Origin of the sequence: uncultured Anaerococcus sp., from assembly GCF_937934665.1 — a bacterium.
In the GTDB taxonomy this organism is placed as follows: domain Bacteria; phylum Bacillota; class Clostridia; order Tissierellales; family Peptoniphilaceae; genus Anaerococcus.
Window position 1 is genome coordinate 1 of the sequence record NZ_CALGYW010000043.1, and the last position, 18817, is coordinate 18817.

The 18817-nt window shown below is 36.7% G+C and carries 12 protein-coding genes; 4 read left to right on the forward strand and 8 right to left on the reverse strand.

Annotated elements, in window-relative coordinates; all coding sequences use genetic code 11:
- The coding region (locus tag Q0410_RS01905) for a ClC family H(+)/Cl(-) exchange transporter (protein WP_299032321.1) at positions 1–1270 on the reverse strand (1270 nt) is incomplete at its 3' end.
- A gap of 99 nt (positions 1271–1369) precedes the next feature.
- On the opposite strand from Q0410_RS01905, the gene Q0410_RS01910 reads away from it, so the two are divergent.
- Together Q0410_RS01910 and Q0410_RS01915 are read left to right on the forward strand one after the other, a co-directional pair.
- Positions 1370–2494: an aldo/keto reductase gene (locus Q0410_RS01910; protein ID WP_299032323.1), complete on the forward strand. Its 1125-nt coding sequence runs from the start codon at positions 1370–1372 to the stop codon at positions 2492–2494.
- A 755-nt stretch (positions 2495–3249) separates the two neighbouring features.
- The gene (locus tag Q0410_RS01915) at positions 3250–3678 is read left to right on the forward strand and encodes a DNA starvation/stationary phase protection protein (protein WP_299032325.1); all 429 of its coding nucleotides are present in this window, start codon (positions 3250–3252) and stop codon (positions 3676–3678) included.
- Between the two features lie 940 nt (positions 3679–4618).
- On the opposite strand, the gene Q0410_RS01920 is transcribed toward Q0410_RS01915, so the two are convergent.
- The 4 genes from Q0410_RS01920 to Q0410_RS01935 all read right to left on the reverse strand — a co-directional run bounded on the left by Q0410_RS01920 (position 4619) and on the right by Q0410_RS01935 (position 12978).
- Complete coding sequence (locus Q0410_RS01920; RefSeq protein WP_299032327.1) at positions 4619–5164, reverse strand: GNAT family N-acetyltransferase; 546 nt, start codon at positions 5162–5164, stop codon at positions 4619–4621.
- Positions 5165–5346: 182 nt separating this feature from the next.
- A complete protein-coding gene (locus Q0410_RS01925) occupies positions 5347–5685 on the reverse strand; it encodes a hypothetical protein (protein WP_299032329.1) in 339 nt (112 codons plus the stop codon).
- A gap of 46 nt (positions 5686–5731) precedes the next feature.
- Positions 5732–9286, reverse strand: coding sequence for a DNA-directed RNA polymerase subunit beta' (gene rpoC / locus Q0410_RS01930; RefSeq protein ID WP_299032331.1), 3555 nt, complete (start codon positions 9284–9286; stop codon positions 5732–5734).
- Between the two features lie 14 nt (positions 9287–9300).
- Entirely contained in the window at positions 9301–12978 is a 3678-nt protein-coding gene (locus Q0410_RS01935; RefSeq protein ID WP_299032333.1) for a DNA-directed RNA polymerase subunit beta, read from the reverse strand.
- Positions 12979–13392: 414 nt separating this feature from the next.
- On the opposite strand from Q0410_RS01935, the gene Q0410_RS01940 reads away from it, so the two are divergent.
- Both Q0410_RS01940 and Q0410_RS01945 read left to right on the forward strand, forming a co-directional pair.
- Positions 13393–14358: a hypothetical protein gene (locus Q0410_RS01940; RefSeq protein WP_299032335.1), complete on the forward strand. Its 966-nt coding sequence runs from the start codon at positions 13393–13395 to the stop codon at positions 14356–14358.
- 71 nt (positions 14359–14429) lie between these two features.
- The gene (locus Q0410_RS01945; RefSeq protein ID WP_299032337.1) at positions 14430–16337 is read left to right on the forward strand and encodes a fructose-bisphosphatase class III; all 1908 of its coding nucleotides are present in this window, start codon (positions 14430–14432) and stop codon (positions 16335–16337) included.
- A gap of 126 nt (positions 16338–16463) precedes the next feature.
- Here the strand turns inward: Q0410_RS01945 and Q0410_RS01950 are convergent, their stop codons facing one another.
- The 3 genes from Q0410_RS01950 to Q0410_RS01960 are packed head-to-tail and all read right to left on the reverse strand — an operon-like array spanning position 16464 to position 18617.
- A complete protein-coding gene (locus tag Q0410_RS01950; protein ID WP_299032339.1) occupies positions 16464–16988 on the reverse strand; it encodes a peptidylprolyl isomerase in 525 nt (174 codons plus the stop codon).
- A gap of 8 nt (positions 16989–16996) precedes the next feature.
- On the reverse strand, positions 16997–18346 hold the full coding sequence (locus Q0410_RS01955) for a PFL family protein (RefSeq protein ID WP_299032341.1): 1350 nt from the start codon (positions 18344–18346) through the stop codon (positions 16997–16999).
- Between the two features lies 1 nt (position 18347).
- Complete coding sequence (locus tag Q0410_RS01960) at positions 18348–18617, reverse strand: ACT domain-containing protein (protein ID WP_299032343.1); 270 nt, start codon at positions 18615–18617, stop codon at positions 18348–18350.
- Positions 18618–18817: the final 200 nt, after the last annotated feature.

An 18817-nucleotide genomic window follows, 5' to 3' on the forward strand; every position in this document is an offset into this window, starting at 1 on the left:
AAGAAGAGGATTTTTCTGTTACTAATAGCCTGTCATAAAGGTCTTCGTAGAATGGTTGAGATTTCATAATTTCTGCAACTAGGTAGGCTGCGAAGGATACGACTGCAAGGGCTAAGATATTGGAAAAGGCCCCGCCTGTCATTTCTAAAATCAGGATAATGGCTGTGATTGGCGTCCTAACTATTGCTGAGAAATGTCCTGCCATAGCAATTAGGGATATGGCGAAAATCATTTCTACTGGTATTAGACCAAGGTCAACAAGGATTGTCCCGTAAATATTTCCAAGAATTGCTCCTATAGCTAAAAGTGGAACAAGTGATCCACCTGATAGGCCCATACCAAAGGCAAGGCTTAGAAGCAAAATTTTTGCAAGATACATATAAATTAGCGTACCCACCCCCTCATTTCCTAGGCTTGGCAAATAGATTAATTCCTCACCAGATGCAAATAGTCTTGGGTCAACTAGTAAAACCAAACCTGTAATTACAAATGGAGCAAGATACTTTACTACTTCTGGTAAATAAATTTTTTTGTAGACGTCTTTTGCCCCTATAACAGCCTTATTAAATAAAACTCCCGATAGGCCTGTAAGAAGGCCTAAAATCACAATAAGCCCCAAAGACTTTTGGTCTATAGTTTCAAAGGCAGGTATGCTTTCAAGGCTTGGAAAATCTCCGAAAACTAGTCCACTTGTAACTGTAGCTGAGATAATTGTAAGAGCTGAGGATAAAAAAGTATTTATGTTATGGGTCCTAAAAATTTCCTCAACAGCAAAAATTATTGACGCCACTGGGGCATTAAAGGCAACTGCAAAACCTGATGAAGCAGCAGATCCTATAAATAAATTCCTATCGACTTTAGGGAAAAATTTACCTACTATGTCCCCTGCAAGACCACCTAGGTGGACTGATGGGCCCTCCCTACCTACTGTAAGGCCAGATCCTATGGTGAGGACAGAAGCGATAAATTTACCGATAATGGTCTTTTCGCTATTAACTTCTATAGTCCCCTCCATCATCCCAGTCACAACAGGGATGCCAGACCCCTTGGTATTTTTATCTTTTTTCAAGATAAAATATGTAAGAAGTCCTATACCAATTATAAGAACCATAAAGATAATTTTATCAAAGCTTTCGGAAGATGTTAAAAACCCTTCCGTAAAAGCTGATGTTAGGCCAATTAACTTTTTAAAAATTCCAATTAATAAACCCGTAATAATTCCCAAAACAATAAAGGCGGGTAAAGCTTTAAACGATATTTTTTCTTTCATAATTTCTCCTTTATATTACTATACCAAATTTCAAGCTATTTTTGTAACAAACTTTTCAATTTATGATACAATAGTATAAGAAGAAAGAAAGGATTAGATATGAAATATTTTGATTTTAAAGACGAAAAAATTTCAAGACTTGGCTTTGGTTGCATGAGATTTAAGACAATTGATGAAGAACCAAGTCAGATTGATAAAAAAGAATCATCAAAAATTATAAAAGAGGCTATAGAAAAGGGACTTACATATATTGATACAGCCTACCCTTACCATGAAAAAATGAGCGAGAAATTTGTCGGAGAATTTTTGGAAGAAAATAATTTGAGGGATGAAATCTACCTTGCTACAAAACTTCCATGTTGGCTGGTAAAAGAAAAGGACGATTTCTATAAGATTTTTAATGAACAATTAGAAAACTTAAGAACCGACCACCTAGACTTCTACCTCCTTCACTCCCTTGATATCAAAAGATTTAGAGAAATGGTAGACCTTGGTGTCTTTGACTTTGTAAATGAGCTAAAGGAAAAGGGACTTGTAAAAAATATCGGCTTTTCCTTCCACGATGAATACGAAGCTTTCGAAGAAATAATAAAGGCCTATGACTGGGATTTTTGCCAAATCCAGCTAAATTACCTAGATATTAACCTACAAGCTGGCATGAAAGGCTACAATTTAGCCAAAAAAATGGGTATCCCTGTTGTAATAATGGAACCTGTCAAGGGCGGCAGACTTGCAAATCCTCCTCAAGAAGTCCTTGATTTGATGGATGATAAAAACCTATCACCTGCTCAAATGGCCCTAAAATTCCCACTTTCTTTAGACAATGTCATGACAGTCCTATCAGGAATGAACGATATAGACCAAGTTAGGGAAAATCTAGAGATAGCAAGCGAAGTTGAGCCAGGAGACCTTGATAAAGATGATAAGGACTTTTACGATAAAGCTAGATCAATCTATAAATCAAGAGAAAAAATCGCCTGCACAGCCTGCGAATACTGCCTGCCATGTACTGTTGAAATCAACATTCCAAAGGTATTTTCTATGTGGAACAACGCTTATCTTTATGATGAAGAGGAAAAATCTAAAAAAGCCTATGAAGACTATCTAAAAGACGGAGTAAATCCAAAAGCCTGCATAGAATGCGGCAAATGCGAAAACATCTGCCCACAAAGCCTTGAAATAATAGAAAAACTTAGACAAGCTAATGATTTTTTGACTAAGTAAGAAAATGAGCAAATGAGAAAAGACCCTGGCCGGGTCTTTTTTTGTAAATTATTTATAATAATTTCTTGTATAAACCTTGGATAAAATACGTATAATTATATATAGAGAATTAGGTCATTTAAAACCTAGCTGGTACTATGTTTAAAGTGTAAAACAACTATGAGAAACGATTGACCCATTTAGATTAGATATATAAGGTATTCAAATTTAATCAAAGCAAAGGTTAAAAATGAGTGGTAAATTCTTAAGACAGTTATTTAAAGATAGCAAATAAGATTATCGAAGAATTTTAAACTGATACCAAGGTGATATTTAAAATTCGAGATCATCTTGATAATAATATTAAAAAATAAATATTCTGAAAATATGAAAAAGAAAAGAAATTTAAAATTTTATAGACACCTAGATGGTGGATTTGAAGACGTATTTACATATTAAGCATCTGACCTAATTCATAACAGGCTTATATCAAGTAATTTATTAGGTGGACTAAAGGAAGAGGTTGGCAGAGATTGTTAAATTATGATCTCCTCTAATTAGAAATCTTCTATTAGACTTATACCTATCCTTAAGACTTTTAAGATAAGTCCTTATTGATATCAGTGATATCTTGATAGAATTTTCTAAAATATATATTAGTATAAAATTGTAAATATTGTGCTAGTAAATTTATACAATAATATAAACTTGACTTATTTTTATCCTTATGTATAATGTTAATGACAATTAGAATCATTTTAAATTAGGAGGAAGAAATGACAAATTTAAACAAATATCTTGCAAATCTTGCAGTAATGGATATAAAATTCCATAACCTACATTGGAATGTAGTAGGCAGTCAATTTGTAGCTTTACATGAGTACCTTGAAGCTGAATATGATAAGGCTAGTGATAGACTTGATGAAGTTGCTGAGCTTATCAGAATGTCTGGAGAATTCCCAGTTGCTAATATAAAAGAATATTTAGAAATTTCTACAATCAAAGAGATTGAAGATTCTAGAGAAGTATCTATTAATGAAGCATTAGAAATAGTCCTTTCTGACTTAAAACTTCAAAAAGAATTGGCTCTAGAGATTAGAAAAGAAGCAAATGAAGCTGATAATTTCCCTGTAGCTAATGCTATGGAAGATTATATAGAGGACTACAACAAACAAATTTGGTTTGTGGAATCAAGTCTTAAATAGGAAAAAGTGACTATTACAAAACTTTAAAATATTATCAAAGAATAATAAAGCTACCTATTCGGCTTATTAATACTCCCTCCATTGGCTAACCAGCTAAGTCAAGAAAGCTAATCCCAGTGCGAGATGTGTCGATAAATAATTTTGTGTATCAACCTAAATCCTAACACAAGGGTAAGGGTTGATACTTTTTTTTATTAATCTTTATCCATTCCTAAAGATTAGAACTTGCCTTAATTTATCACCAATAATAAACTTTCATGAAAATTGCTGCTGATTTCTTAATAATTTAAGCTTGAATAAATCACCCTTCAAAAAATATTTATTATTGGGTTAAGAATTGATTCAAGCCAGGTATCCTATAAGTCCGTACATATTAGATTTCTACTAGCTTCTGGATATTTAAAATATCTTGAAATTTGTCTACTTGTTTTCCAAGATCTTACACACATTGGGTATTTTTTACCCCATTTTATTCAAATATACCTAGATTTGTTAAGCTTCAACCTTTCATTTATGCCTTTTATAGAGCTTTTAAATCCTTTATGTCTTTGTAGGATACTAGTATTCTTAATCAAACAAAACTACAAAGTATTCATATAATTTCTTACAGATATAAGTGTAAAACTTAGAAAAACTGTAATAATTACCATGCATGCTTCGAGCGTCAAGCCCGTCGGATCATGAGGACTCGAGAAGCCTCTGGCCATTTCAGTATTTACAATATGGTGTAGGAGTTTTCTACGTCTTCAACATTTTCAAATCCTTTTTAAATTATTCTATGTATCTTTACGTCAATTCTTTTCTATATAATTCAAGCTTACACTACAAACTTAAACTCTTAAAAATATTTTCATATGATGATAGGTGGAGAATTCACCTTAATTAACTTTGACAATGCTTGAATTATTACTAAGAAAACAAAAATTAAAACCAATACTTTTTAAATACCCTTCACCATTTTTATACTATCGTATCCTCTCCCATCCTTTAGGATAATGGCATTTGGAGTTTTCCCTGTCTCAATAAATCCAATTTTATCATAAAGTGCCCTGGCTCTTTTATTTCCTGAATAATAATCTAATTCTATCTGGGAAAGGCCCAAATCCTTAGCAAAACCTTCAAGACAAATAAGAATCTTTTTCCCAATTCCTAGATTCCAAAATTCTTTAAGCACTGCGATCGCTACGTTTCCCCTATGGTGCATTTTAATTTTTCCTAATCGTATAATAGTGCCGCTGGCAATAATCCTTCCATCCATTTCTACAACTAGCATTAGGGTAGTATCTGACTTATTAAAACCTTTTATCATTTTTTCTTCTTCTTCGACAGACAGATTTATTTCTTGTGGATAAGAATTCATAAAATCAGATTCTCCATTAACAATTTTGAGATATTCTGCCATATCTTTTGCATCATTAATATGGATTTCACGAATTTCGCACATCCTGCCATCTTTGATTTTAAATTTTTCCGCTTTAAATTTCATAGTTCGACTCCCATCCAATTCATATTTTCTTAATATTATACTCTACTGAGCTAAAATCTATAATTTCTAACTTTTACGGTTGTGGAGAAAGAAGGTCTAAAGCTCTATAATTTTTTATTTAAACCTGTATCACTCCAATAAATTTTATAAAAGAAAAAGACCCTTTGGGTCTTTTAAAATTATTAAAATTCTATGACTTGATAGCCTTGATCTAGATATGAATTCATTCCAGCATGACCATCCATGTCGTCTAAGAACTTTAGTCCTAGGTTTTTATTTATTTCATAGACTTCTAGCATTTTCGAACAAGCCTTGCATACTCCAACAATGCTTCCATTTTCTGTAAGTTTTTTATAAAGAGGATTTCCTTCTTCTTTTAATATGAAAGGGAGTTTTACAGATTGTCCTTCAAATATTATCTTGGCCTCTCCGCCATTTTCGATGATTTGATTTGCGTTCATAAGTGCGTGCATAGCACACATTTTTTCTCCTTGCATAAGGTAAAATAGTACTTTTTTCATATGTAACCTCTCAATTTTTTAGAAAAGGGGCATTCCGCCCCCTTTCTTATACTTCTTCTGTTTCAGCTTCCTCGATTGATTCGATGTTTTCCTTTATTTGTTCATCTTCTAATTCTTTGGTTTCATAGTCGATTTCTACGTCGTTGTAGTATTTTAGACCAGTACCCGCTGGAATTAGCTTACCGATGATGATATTTTCTTTTAGACCTCTTAGGTCGTCAACCTTGCCCTTGATTGATGCATCTGTAAGAACTCTGGTTGTCTCTTGGAAGGATGCGGCTGATAGCCATGAATCTGTTGCAAGACTTGCCTTGGTGATACCAAGAAGTTCTTGTTCGTAGACTGCTTTTCTCTTGCCAGCTTCTTCCATTTTTTCGTTTACAAGGTCTACATCACGTCTATCTTGTAAGCTTTCTGGTAGGAATTCTGTATCGCCTGAGTCTAAGATTTTAACTTTCTTTAGCATCTGACGAGCTATAACTTCTATATGTCTATCGTCGATTTCTACACCTTGTTGTCTGTATACTTTTTGGACTTCCTTAGTGATATAATCTTGAACTCCAACCTTGCCTAAGACATTTAGTACGTCATGTGGATCTAGAGAACCTTCGGTTAGTTGAGCGCCGATTTCTACTTCTTCACCATCTTTTACTAGGATTCTTGATCCAAATGGAATATTGTATTTCTTGCTTGTGCCGTCAGCGTTTGTTATTTCAACGTCAGTTTTCTTATCATTTTGGATAAGGGATACTGTACCGGAGTTGGCTGCGATAAAGGCAAGTCCCTTTGGTTTACGAGCTTCAAAAAGCTCCTCAACCCTTGGAAGACCTTGGGTAATTCCAACGCCAGCGATACCACCGGAGTGGAAGGTCCTCATGGTTAGCTGAGTACCTGGCTCACCGATTGATTGGGCTGCGATGATACCTACTGCTTCTCCCATGTTTACGTGTTTGCCTGTTGCAAGGTTTCTACCGTAGCATTTAGCACATACACCTTGTTTGGCCTTACATTCTAGTACTGACCTTAATTTTACTTCCTTAATACCAGCTGCTACTATCTTATCAGCCAAGTCTTCATCTATTACTTCGTCTTTGTGGACAATGATTTCGCCTGATTCATCTTTGATATCTTCAAAGGATGTACGGCCTATAATCCTTGTTCTCAAGTCTTCTATAAGCTCGTTGCCGTCTTTAAATTCGTGGGCTAGTACATAACCATCTGAATGACAGTCATCTTCTGTTACTATTACGTCTTGGGATATATCTACCATCCTACGTGTTAGGTAACCTGAATCGGCAGTTCTTAGGGCTGTATCTGTTAGACCCTTACGAGAACCGTGGGTTGAGATAAAGTACTCTTGTACAGATAGACCTTCTCTAAAGTTAGCCTTGATTGGAATCTCGATAATCTTACCATCGGCCTGACTCATAAGTCCACGCATAGCGCCTAGCTGTCTAATCTGGTTGGTAGAACCACGGGCACCAGAGTCCGCAAAGATCTTGATGTTGTTATCATCTTTAAGGTCTGCAAGAAGTGCATCTGTTACCTTGTTTGTAGTTTCTTGCCAGATTTCGATTACTTTTTCGTATCTTTCTTGGTCGGTTATTAGACCACGTCTATAAAGTTTGTCGTACTTATCTACTGCAGCATCTGCCTCATCTATTAGGTCCCATTTTTCTGCTGGGATCTTTACGTCATCCATTGATACAGTTAGACCTGATAGGGTTGAGTACTTATAACCTATGTGCTTGATGTAGTCAAGTACTTCTGCAGTTTTGATGTTGCCGTGTTTTCTAAAGCACTTATCGATTATGTCTTTTAGGGTACCAGAATCAACTAGGGTATCTACTTCAAGTGAGTATGGGTCTTCTTTTCTATTTACATAGCCAAGATCTTGTGGAATACCTTCGTTATAGATAAACCTACCTACAGAAGATTCTACAATCTTTCCTGGATCCATATCATCTTTTTTAACCCTAACACCTATTTTAGTTTGGTATTCTACTAAGCCTCCTACTAGAGCTTTTTTCATCTCGTTGGTTGATTCAAATACCATTCCTTCGCCCTTAGCGCCTTCCTTGATTGTTGTTAGGTAGTAGGCACCAAGCACCATATCCTGAGATGGGGTTGTTATTGGCTTACCGTCTTTTAGTCCAAGGATGTTATTGGTTGACATCATTAGAAGTCTTGCCTCTATTTGTGCTTCGTTTGATAGTGGTAAGTGGATAGCCATCTGGTCACCATCGAAGTCGGCGTTAAAGGCGTTACAAGCTAGTGGGTGAAGCTTTATTGCCTTACCTTCTACAAGGGTTGGTTCAAAAGCTTGGATACCTAGCCTGTGAAGAGTAGGAGCACGGTTTAGTAAAACTGGGTGGTCCTTGATTACCTCTTCTAGGACTTCATAAACTCTTGGGTCTTTTTTTTCTACCATTTTCTTGGCAGTTTTTAGGTTGTGAGCCATTTCTTTTTCTACAACCTTATTCATGATAAATGGTTTAAATAACTCTAGGGCCATCTCTTGTGGCAGACCACATTGGTTAAATTTAAGGTCTGGACCAACTACGATTACAGAACGGCCTGAGTAGTCAACCCTCTTACCTAGAAGGTTTTGTCTAAATCTACCGCTCTTACCTTTTAGAAGGTCTGATAGAGATTTCATGTTTCTATTTGATGCACCTGTTACAGCTCTTCCCCTACGACCGTTGTCTATTAGGGCGTCGACTGCTTCTTGGAGCATTCTTTTTTCGTTTCTTACGATGATTTCTGGAGCCCCTATATCTAGAAGTCTTTTTAGTCTGTTATTTCTGTTGATAACTCTCCTGTATAGGTCATTTAGGTCAGAAGTTGCAAACCTACCACCTTCAAGTTGAACCATTGGTCTTAACTCTGGTGGCATTACTGGAAGTACATCTAGGATCATCCATTCTGGTTTGTTGCCACTTGTTAAAAAGGCATCTACTACTTCAAGTCTTCTTGATACTCTTACCTTTTTTTGGTTGGAAGATTCATCAAGCTCTTTTAGTAGGAGTTCGTATTCTTTTTCTAGGTCTATGTTGAGAAGAAGTTCCTTTACAGCTTCAGCTCCCATAGCTGCTTTAAATTCTGTATCATCCGGATATTCTTCTAGGATATCTTGGTATTCTGTTTCTGAGATTTCTTGCTTAACTGCAAGGTCTGTTGAACCAGGATTTATTACTACATAAGATGCAAAGTAAAGAATTTTCTCTAGTACTCTTGGGCTCATGTCAAGTAAGAGTCCCATCTTTGATGGGATTCCTTTAAAGAACCAAATGTGAGAAACTGGGGCTGCAAGTTCGATATGACCCATTCTCTCACGTCTAACCTTAGACTTGGTTACTTCTACTCCACATTTTTCACAAACTACACCCTTATATCTCATTCTCTTGTACTTACCACAAGAACATTCATAGTCCTTAGTTGGGCCAAATATCTTTTCGCAGAAAAGGCCGTCTTTTTCAGGTTTAAGGGTCCTATAGTTTATAGTTTCAGGTTTTTTAACCTCGCCATGAGACCAGCTTCGTATTTTTTCTGGGGATGCAACTTTCACCCTCATCCCATAAAATTGATTTAATTCGCTCATAAACTTCCCTTCTCCTAAGCTTCGCTACCTTCTGCCTCTTTTTCTTTTTTAGGGGCATTAGCTTTTGCTAGTAACTTGCTTTGGTTTCTAATCTTTGACGCGTCTATCTTTTCTACTTGAGAGAACCTATCTTGTTCGTCGATATTTTCCTTAAGCTCAATTACATCTCCCTCTTCATCTAGAAGTTCCACGTCTAGAGCCAGTGATTGAAGCTCTTTTACTAAAACTTTGAATGATTCAGGTGTACCTGGCTCAGGAATATTTTCGCCCTTTACTATTGATTCATAGGTCTTAACCCTACCTGTAACGTCATCACTTTTTACAGTTAGGATTTCTTGTAATGTGTGGCTTGCGCCGTAGGCCTCTAGGGCCCATACCTCCATCTCACCAAATCTTTGGCCACCAAATTGTGCCTTACCACCAAGTGGTTGTTGGGTTACAAGTGAGTATGGTCCAATTGATCTAGCGTGGATTTTCTCTTCTACCATATGGTGAAGCTTAAGCATGTACATAACGCCTACTGTTACTGGGTTTTCAAAAGGAAGGCCTGTTCTACCGTCACGAAGCTTAATCTTACCTGTTTTATTTACGAAAGGAGCTACTTTTTTAGCTTCTTCTAGGACATCTTCTATTTCTGTATCCATAGCACCATCAAATACTGGTGTTGCTATCTTCCAGCCAAGTGTCCTTGCTGCAAGACCCATATGAACTTCAAGTACCTGACCAAGGTTCATACGAGATGGGATACCTAGTGGGTTTAGGCAGATTTGGATAGGGGTTCCGTCTGGTAAAAATGGCATATCTTCTCTTGGAAGAATCCTTGAAACAACACCCTTGTTACCGTGACGACCACACATCTTATCTCCTACCATGATCTTTCTCTTGGTAGCTACATAAACTCTTATTACTTTATTTACACCTGGAGCTAGTTCGTCTCCATCTTTTTTGTTGTATTCTTTAACATCAACTACGATTCCCTTTTCACCGTGAGGTACCTTTAGGGATGTATCTCTAACTTCTCTTGCTTTTTCACCGAAGATTGCACGTAGAAGTCTTTCTTCTGGTGATAGTTCAGTTTCTCCCTTTGGAGATACCTTACCTACTAGGATATCTCCGCTTGTTACTTCTGCACCGATTCTAATAACACCATTTTCGTCAAGATCTTTTTTCATATCGTCGCCGACATTTGGTATGTCCTTGGTTATCTCTTCTGCACCAAGCTTGGTTTCCCTTGCTTCACACTCGTGCTCTTCTATGTGAACTGATGTTAAAACGTCATTTATTACTAGCTCTTCATTAAGGAGCATAGCATCCTCGAAGTTGTATCCTTCCCAAGTTGTAAAGGCTATTAGGATATTTTTACCAAGAGCAAGCTCTCCATTGTCTGTAGATGGTCCGTCTGCTAAAACTTGGCCAGCTTTAACCTCTTCATCTAATTTTACGATTGTTCTTTGGTTTATAGTTGTACCTTGGTTAGCTCTTTCAAATTTAAGAAGGTCGTAAGTTATTACGTCACCGTCTGTTGGTTTTACCTTTATCTTATCAGCTGAAACGTAAACTACTTTACCGTCTGTTTTTGAAACTACACATACACCTGAGTCTTTTGCAGCTCTGTGCTCCATACCTGTTGCAACTATAGGTGCAGCTGATTTGATAAGTGGAACTGCCTGACGCTGCATGTTAGCACCCATAAGTGCTCTGGTTGAGTCGTCGTTTTCAAGGAATGGTATTAGAGAAGCTCCTACAGATACGATCTGTTGAGGAGATACGTCCATGTACTGTATGTCATCTCTTGGGTAAATATCATTTTCACCCCTAAAACCACGACCAGATACTCTTTCATTTACAAATCTACTGTTTTCATCAAGTGGCTCGTTGGCTTGGGCTATGATAAAGTTATCTTCAACATCTGCTGTTAGGTAGTCGATTTCGTCAGAAACTACCCCACCTTCTTTAACAACTCTATATGGGGTTTCGATAAAGCCGTACTTGTTAACTCTAGCATAGGTTGTAAGTGATGTGATAAGACCGATGTTTGGTCCTTCTGGTGTCTCTATTGGACAAATTCTACCGTAGTGAGAATCGTGAACGTCTCTTACTTCTACACCTGCCCTATCTCTTGAAAGACCACCAGGTCCTAGGGCTGAGAGTCTTCTCTTGTGAGTAAGCTCACTCATTGGGTTGGTTTGGTCCATAAATTGTGATAATTGGGATGAACCAAAGAATTCTTTAATAACAGCTGTTACTGGCTTGATATTGATTAGGCCTTGTGGTGTTGCTATATCAGGATCTTGGGTTGTCATTCTTTCACGAACAACTCTTTCCATCCTAGCAAGACCTACCCTAAATTGGTTTTGAAGAAGTTCTCCAACTCCTCTTACACGACGGTTGCCTAAGTGGTCGATATCGTCAGTTTCACCAACACCTTCAAAGAGGTTAAATTGGTAGTTTACAACTGCAAGTATGTCTGCCTTGGTTATATTTTTTGGAGAAAGTTCTTTTTTTCTTCTTTGCATCATCTTTTTAAGCTCTTCGTCATCTTCGGCTTCTTCGATGATTTCAGTCATAACTGGGTAGTAAACTTTTTCGCTAAAGTCATCAAAGTCTATGTCAAGACTTTCTAGTCTTTCAAAGGCATGGATGTCAACGAAATTGTTACCTACTATCTTAAGTACTTGCTCTTCGTTATCAGCATTAACTTTCTTTATATAAACTGAAACGAGACCTGAGTTTTCTATAGCGATAGCAGTCTCTTCGCTAATAACTTCTCCTTCTTTAACAAAGATTTCTCCAGTTTCAGAATCTATTACATCACTTGCTGCTACTTCCCCTATTATTCTTGGGGCAAGGGCTAGTTTTAGGTTGTATTTATACCTACCAACCCTAGCTAAATCATATCTTCTATCGTCAAATAGGAGATTATTTATAAGGGTAGTAGCTGATTCTACTGACGCTGGGTCACCTGGTTTTAATTTTCTATATATTTCTATAAGGGCTTCTTCACTATTTTCAGAATTTTCCTTTTCAAGGGTATTTCTTAAGTGCTTGGTATCACCAAGAGCCTCTATAATCTCTTCATCTGTATCAAACAAAAGCGCACGTACTAATGTAGTAGCTGGAAGCTTTCTAGTCCTATCAAGTCTTACGTTTACGGTATGACTTGCATCTGTATCAAACTCTATCCAAGCTCCCCTATTTGGTATAACTGTAGATGAGTATTGCTTATCCCCGCTCTTGTCTGTTTCTTCTGCATAGTAAACACCTGGAGATCTTACAAGCTGGCTTACTATAACTCTTTCCGCACCATTTATAACAAAGGTTGCAGAATCAGTCATCATTGGGAAATCCCCCATGAAAACTTCTTGTCTTTTGATCTCACCAGTTTCTTTATTAAACAATATAGCCATCACCTTTAGGTCTCTAGCATAGGTTAGGTCTTTATATTTCGCTTCTTTAAGGCTATATTTAGGTTCTTCATCAAACTCAAAGCCTGTAAATTCTAGGCTTAGCTTGCCATTATAATCTTCGATTGGGGAAATATCTTCAAGGATTTCTCCCAAACCTTCTTTTATAAACCACTCATATGAGTCTTTTTGAACTTTTAATAAATTTGGTAAATCTAAGACTTCAGGAAACTTTGAAAATGACATTCTCTCAGTTTTCCCATAATATTTTTTATGATATTGGGCCATTCTTACTCCTTACTCTTTGCAAAAATAGGACAAATAATCTTTGTCTTCTTGAGATAAAAAAATCTCGATAAATAGATTTCTAGCAATTGTATATTATACTCTTACAACAATCAACCTTCAAGGTATTTATCGAGAATTTTCCCCTATTCTACTTGTTTTTCTCTTACATTTTTTCATGCTATCTAATTATGATATAAGATAATTAGTATTTGTCAATACTTATAATAGTTTTTAGCAAAAATTTATTGCGCTCAACCCCCATGAAAATCAAGAAAGAAAACCTTTGAAAATAAATCTTAAAAAAATCTTTCTATATATAACTTAGAGTCTTGCTTTTTACTTATTTTCACTATACAATTATTTAATATATAAACAATTCTAATTTTGTGATATAATGGATATAATGGAGGACTTATGAAAGACTTTATAAAATTTTTTAGCATAATCACAGGATTATTTAGATCGATAATAAGCATTCTTTTGCTTTTGTCTATTGGTTTTGTAATCTTTGTTGATACCAACCTATTTCTAGCAAGTTTTGACCTAATAGGGATAAATAATATAGGCAGAGGGATACTAAAACCCCTAGTCCTAGCCATACTTATCCTAGCCTTTGTTATAAACACTGCCATTAGCAGAAATATATTCAAGGCAGGCGAAAACGGTAAGGGCCATCTCGCAAATGTATTTTTTGGCCTAGTATTTTTGGCTATAGATGCTTTTCTTTATTTCTACTTTAGGGAAAAGCTTCTATATATCCTAATAGCCTTCAGTGGTCTTTTAGTAATAAATTCACTAATAGGCCTTATAGCAAACTTTAAGGGTGTTTACAACACAAATATTCCAGAAAAAAAGACCGAATATGTCGAAGTTAAGACAAATGTAAGCGAAAAAGAAGATAGTGAAAGTCCTATAAGACTTGACTTTGGGGAAGCTAAGGACGATAAGGATGAGGTAAATATCCTTAAAAAAGACGACACCACAATTGATGGCAAGACAGTTATAAGAACAAGCCAACTTATAAAGGAAGATACAGACCTTAGCACAGAAGCTAAAGACACTGACCTTACAGAAGAAAGAAATAAGCTAATAAATAACAAAAATAGCAAAAAAGATAGTAAAGAAACTAGTAAGATTGAAGACACTGCTAAAAAGGATGAGGAAACTACCCTTGCCGCGAAAGAAGCAGAAGCAAAGTTAAAAACCAATACCCCTACTACGCTAAAGGACGTAGAAGAGGCTAAGAAAAATATAAACAAGGTTGTAGAAGATAAGGGAAGTAAGGATAAGACCTACGATCCTGACCTAGCAGATGAAATCAAAAAGAAAGAAGAAGAAAAAATCTATACAAAGAAAAACTTTGTAAAAGATGACAACTGAGGGGCTGTGCGCTCTTAAGGCGAGATAGTCTTAAGGGCCAGCCCTTTTAAAAACCAAAAAAAGGAGAAGATATGGATAAAACCTACCAAAGCATCATCAAAAGTCTCTATCCAGACAAAAACTCAATCAAAGACGAACTAATTCTCTTAAACGCTCAGCAAAGGCTACCTAAGGGCACCGAATATTTCTTTTCTGATATCCACGGGGAAAGCGATGCCTTTTTGCATTTACTAAGGTCTGCCTCAGGTAATATTAGGGATAAGATCCAAAAATTTTTTGGAGATACCCTAGAAAAAAAGGACCAAGATGCCCTAGCCCAACTAATCTATGACCGAGATTTGGTTTATAAAAGTTTAAAAACAGAGGGTAAGATTACAAAAGACTACCTCACCATCACCATCCACAGGCTAATAAACCTCTTAAAGTTCGTATCAACCAAGTATCCCAAAGCCTATATCAAAAGAAAATTCCCACAAAAATACAGTCTAATCTTAGATGAACTCTTATATACCAACGACTCCGAATATAACAAAAGAGCCTACTACGAATCCTTAGTAGAAAATATCGTAAGATACGAAGTAGCCTTTGATTTTATCAAGGTAATCTGCACCCTTATCCAAAGGATATCTGTAGATAAACTCCACATAGTAGGAGATATCTACGACAGGGGCCCATCCCCTCACATAATAATGGATGAACTCTTAACCTTTCCAAATGTGGACTTCCAATGGGGCAACCACGACGTAGCTTGGATGGGAGCCTGCTCTGGCAACACCGCCCTTATCGCAGCTTGCGTAGCTGATGCCATCAAATACAACAACTTCGACATGCTCGAAGATGGTTATGGTATAAACCTAAGAATCCTCTTTGAATTTGCCATGGCAACCTACGGTGATGACCCATGCACCTATTTTGCCCCAAGAATTTATGATGATAATACCTATGACAATATAACTACAGATGCTGCAGCTAAAATGCACAAGGCAATATCCATAATAAGGTATAAGCTAGACTCTGCCCTAATCGAAAGAAATCCGGACTTAAAAATGGATGACAGAAACGCCTTAAAATTCATCGATTTTGAAAAAATGACCTACAAGGGAGCGAAGCTTAAGGATACAAACTTCCCAACCATAGATCCAAAAAATCCTTCTAAGCTTACAGCAGAGGAGAAAAACGTCATCCACGTCTTAGAACAGGACTTCATTAAAAATGAAAAACTAAATAAGCACATGGACTTTCTCTACAAAAACGGATCCATGTACAAGGTTGAAAACGGCTCCCTCCTCTTCCATGGTTGCATACCCCTAACAGAAGATGGTGACTTACAAGAAGTAGACCTTGACGGAGTGACCTATAAGGGCAAATCCCTCATGGATTATTTTGAAAAAATAGCAAGAGACGCCTACTATACCAATAACCTCAAGGCCAAAGACCTAATGTGGTACCTCATAAGTGGCAGGTATTCACCAATCTTTGGCAAAAGCCAATACTCTTATTTTGAAAATATCTTTGTAGATGACAAAAAATTAAGAAAAGAACACTCAAATCCATACTACGACCTTTGCGAAAAAGAAGAAATAGTAGATAAAATCCTAGACGAATTTAAGGTAGAAGGTAATAGACGAAGAGTTGTAAACGGCCACGTGCCAGTAATCACAAAAACAGGAGAAAGCCCTATCAAGGCAAACGGTAAACTCTACGTCATAGACGGAGGCATCTCCAAACCTTACCAGGCAAAAACTGGTATAGCAGGCTACACCCTAGTCTTTAATTCCCACCACGTAGCCCTCGCCGAACACAAATCCTACGAATCCATCACCGATAAAGTTTCATCCTACACCCCAAATATCGAAGAGGTAGAAATCATGAACCCAAGAATGCTAAGACGCGACACCGACGAAGGCAAAATCAAAAAAAGAAAAATAGAAATCCTAGAAGAACTCCTAGAGCTTTATGATGAGGGTGAACGTTGGTGACTTAATTTGTAAGCCAAAGCAAATTAAGTTTAAAAATCAAAGGCAAATGCTAATTACAATATAAAACAAAGCAAATTTATAAGCAAAGTAAAAGACTATGGATTTTTTGTCCATAGTCTTTTATTCTTACATTTTTTCAACTTCTGGGTATTCTACGCCAAAAGTTTCTACTGTAATCTTTTCTATTTTTTGGTCTTTTTTTGGTTTGTCAGACCTGTTTGTTTTTATTTCTGCTATTTTATCGATTATTTCTATTCCTTCTATTACCTTGCCGAATCCAGCGTATTCGCCGTCTAGGTGTGGGCTGTCTTTGTGCATTATGAAAAATTGGCTGCCTGCAGAATCTGGCATGAAAGACCTTGCCATTGAAAGGACTCCCCTTTCGTGTTTCAAATCATTTTTAAAACCGTTGTGGTTAAATTCACCCTTGATTGAATAGCCTGGACCGCCCATGCCTGTTCCTTGTGGGTCTCCTCCTTGGATCATAAAGTTTTTTATAACCCTATGGAAGATTAGGCCGTCATAAAAGCCATCTTCTATTAAGGATATAAAATTAGATACTGTATTTGGAGCTATTTCTGGATAGAGTTCCGCCTTAAATTCATCTCCATTTTCCATTATGAAGGTTACTATTGGATTTTTATCTGTCATTTTCCCTCCTAATTTTTAAAAGAATGTACTGGGGCTGGAATAAATCCTCCCCTTCCTATCATGATACTCGAATCTGACTGGCCTACATTTATTATTGGAGCGTAGCCCAAAAGGCCTCCAAATTCAACCTCATCACCCACATCCTTACCAGGTACTGGAATAATCCTTACCGCTGTAGTCTTGTTATTTATAACTCCTAGGGCTGCTTCATCTGCTATCATAGCAGCAATACTTGCCGCTGTTGTTTTTCCAGGGATGGCTATCATATCTAGACCAACTGAGCAAACACAGGTCATAGCTTCTAGCTTATCAAAACTTATCCAGCCCTTGCCAGCAGCTTCTATCATAGCTTCATCTTCACTAACTGGGATAAAGGCACCTGAAAGTCCGCCAACTCTTGAACTTGCCATTATTCCACCCTTTTTTACTGCATCATTTAGCATGGCTAGGGCTGCTATTGTTCCGTGGCCTCCTACCTTATCTATGCCGATTTCTTGTAAAATCCTACCAACAGAATCGCCAATGGCAGGTGTTGGTGCCAAGGAAAGGTCAACTATACCAAAATTTTTATCAAGCTTGCTACAAACTTCCTTACAAACTAACTCGCCCATCCTTGTGATTTTAAAGGCAGTTTTCTTGATTATCTCATAAATTTCATTTATCTTTAGGTTTTCTTTGCCAGAAATTGCTGCTTTAACTACTCCTGGCCCAGATATACCCACGCTTATAACTGTATCAGCTTCCCCTACTCCGTGGAAGGCTCCTGCCATGAAGGGATTGTCCTCTACAGCATTAGCAAAGACAACAAGCTTGGCACAACCAAAGGCATTGTCAGTATTTGCCGCCAGATTCTTTATGGTTTCGCCACAAAGGCCTGCTGCATCCATATTTATCCCAGCCTTGGTTGATCCAATATTAATTGAAGCACAAACCAAATCTGTCTCAGCTAGGGCCCTTGGGATTGATTTGATTAAAATCTCATCTGCTGGGGTCATTCCCTTTTCAACTAGGGCAGAAAAACCACCTATAAAGTCAACTCCTATGTCTTTGGCTGCCCTATCTAGGGTTTTGGCAAAAGGTGTGTAGTCGTCAAGGTCTGTAGCTGCTGCTATTAGGGAAATAGGAGTTACCGATATCCTATTATTTACGATAGGTACCCCATATATTTGTGAAATTTCCTTTGATACTTTTAGAAAATCCTTACTCTCCCTAATTAGCTTGTTATATATTTTATCACAAGCCTTTTTATAGTCTGGGTCAATACAGTCTAGAAGACTTATGCCCATGGTTAGGGTTCTGATATCTAGATTTTCCTCATCGAGCATTTTTATTGTTTCTAATATATTTGCCTTATCCATCTTATATCCTATGCATTACATCAAAAACTTCTTCGTTTTGAATTCTAATTTCTAGTTTGGTTTCTTTTGATAGCTTATCAAAACTTTCTGTTATTTCATCAAATTCTGCCTTTGCCTTTGCTAAGTCAATATTGATCATGGCTACAAATTTATCTTCCATGATGGTTTGGCTCATATCCAAAATATTAATATTGTACTTATATAAAACTTCTGAAACTTGGTAAATTATACCTGGTCTATCTTTTCCTATAATTGTAAGTATTGCTTTCATAAAATCCTCCACCTTTATTGTACCTCTGATTTATTATATTATTAGGATAAAGAAAAGATTTTTATAAAGTTTACTAAATTTAGAATAATTTGCCAACATTTTGCAAGTTTACCAAATAAAAACCCCCTCCATCCTTGTATAGGATTTGATATGTACCCTCTTTACTGGACAAACCAGTAAGGAGGATATTTTTATGAAAT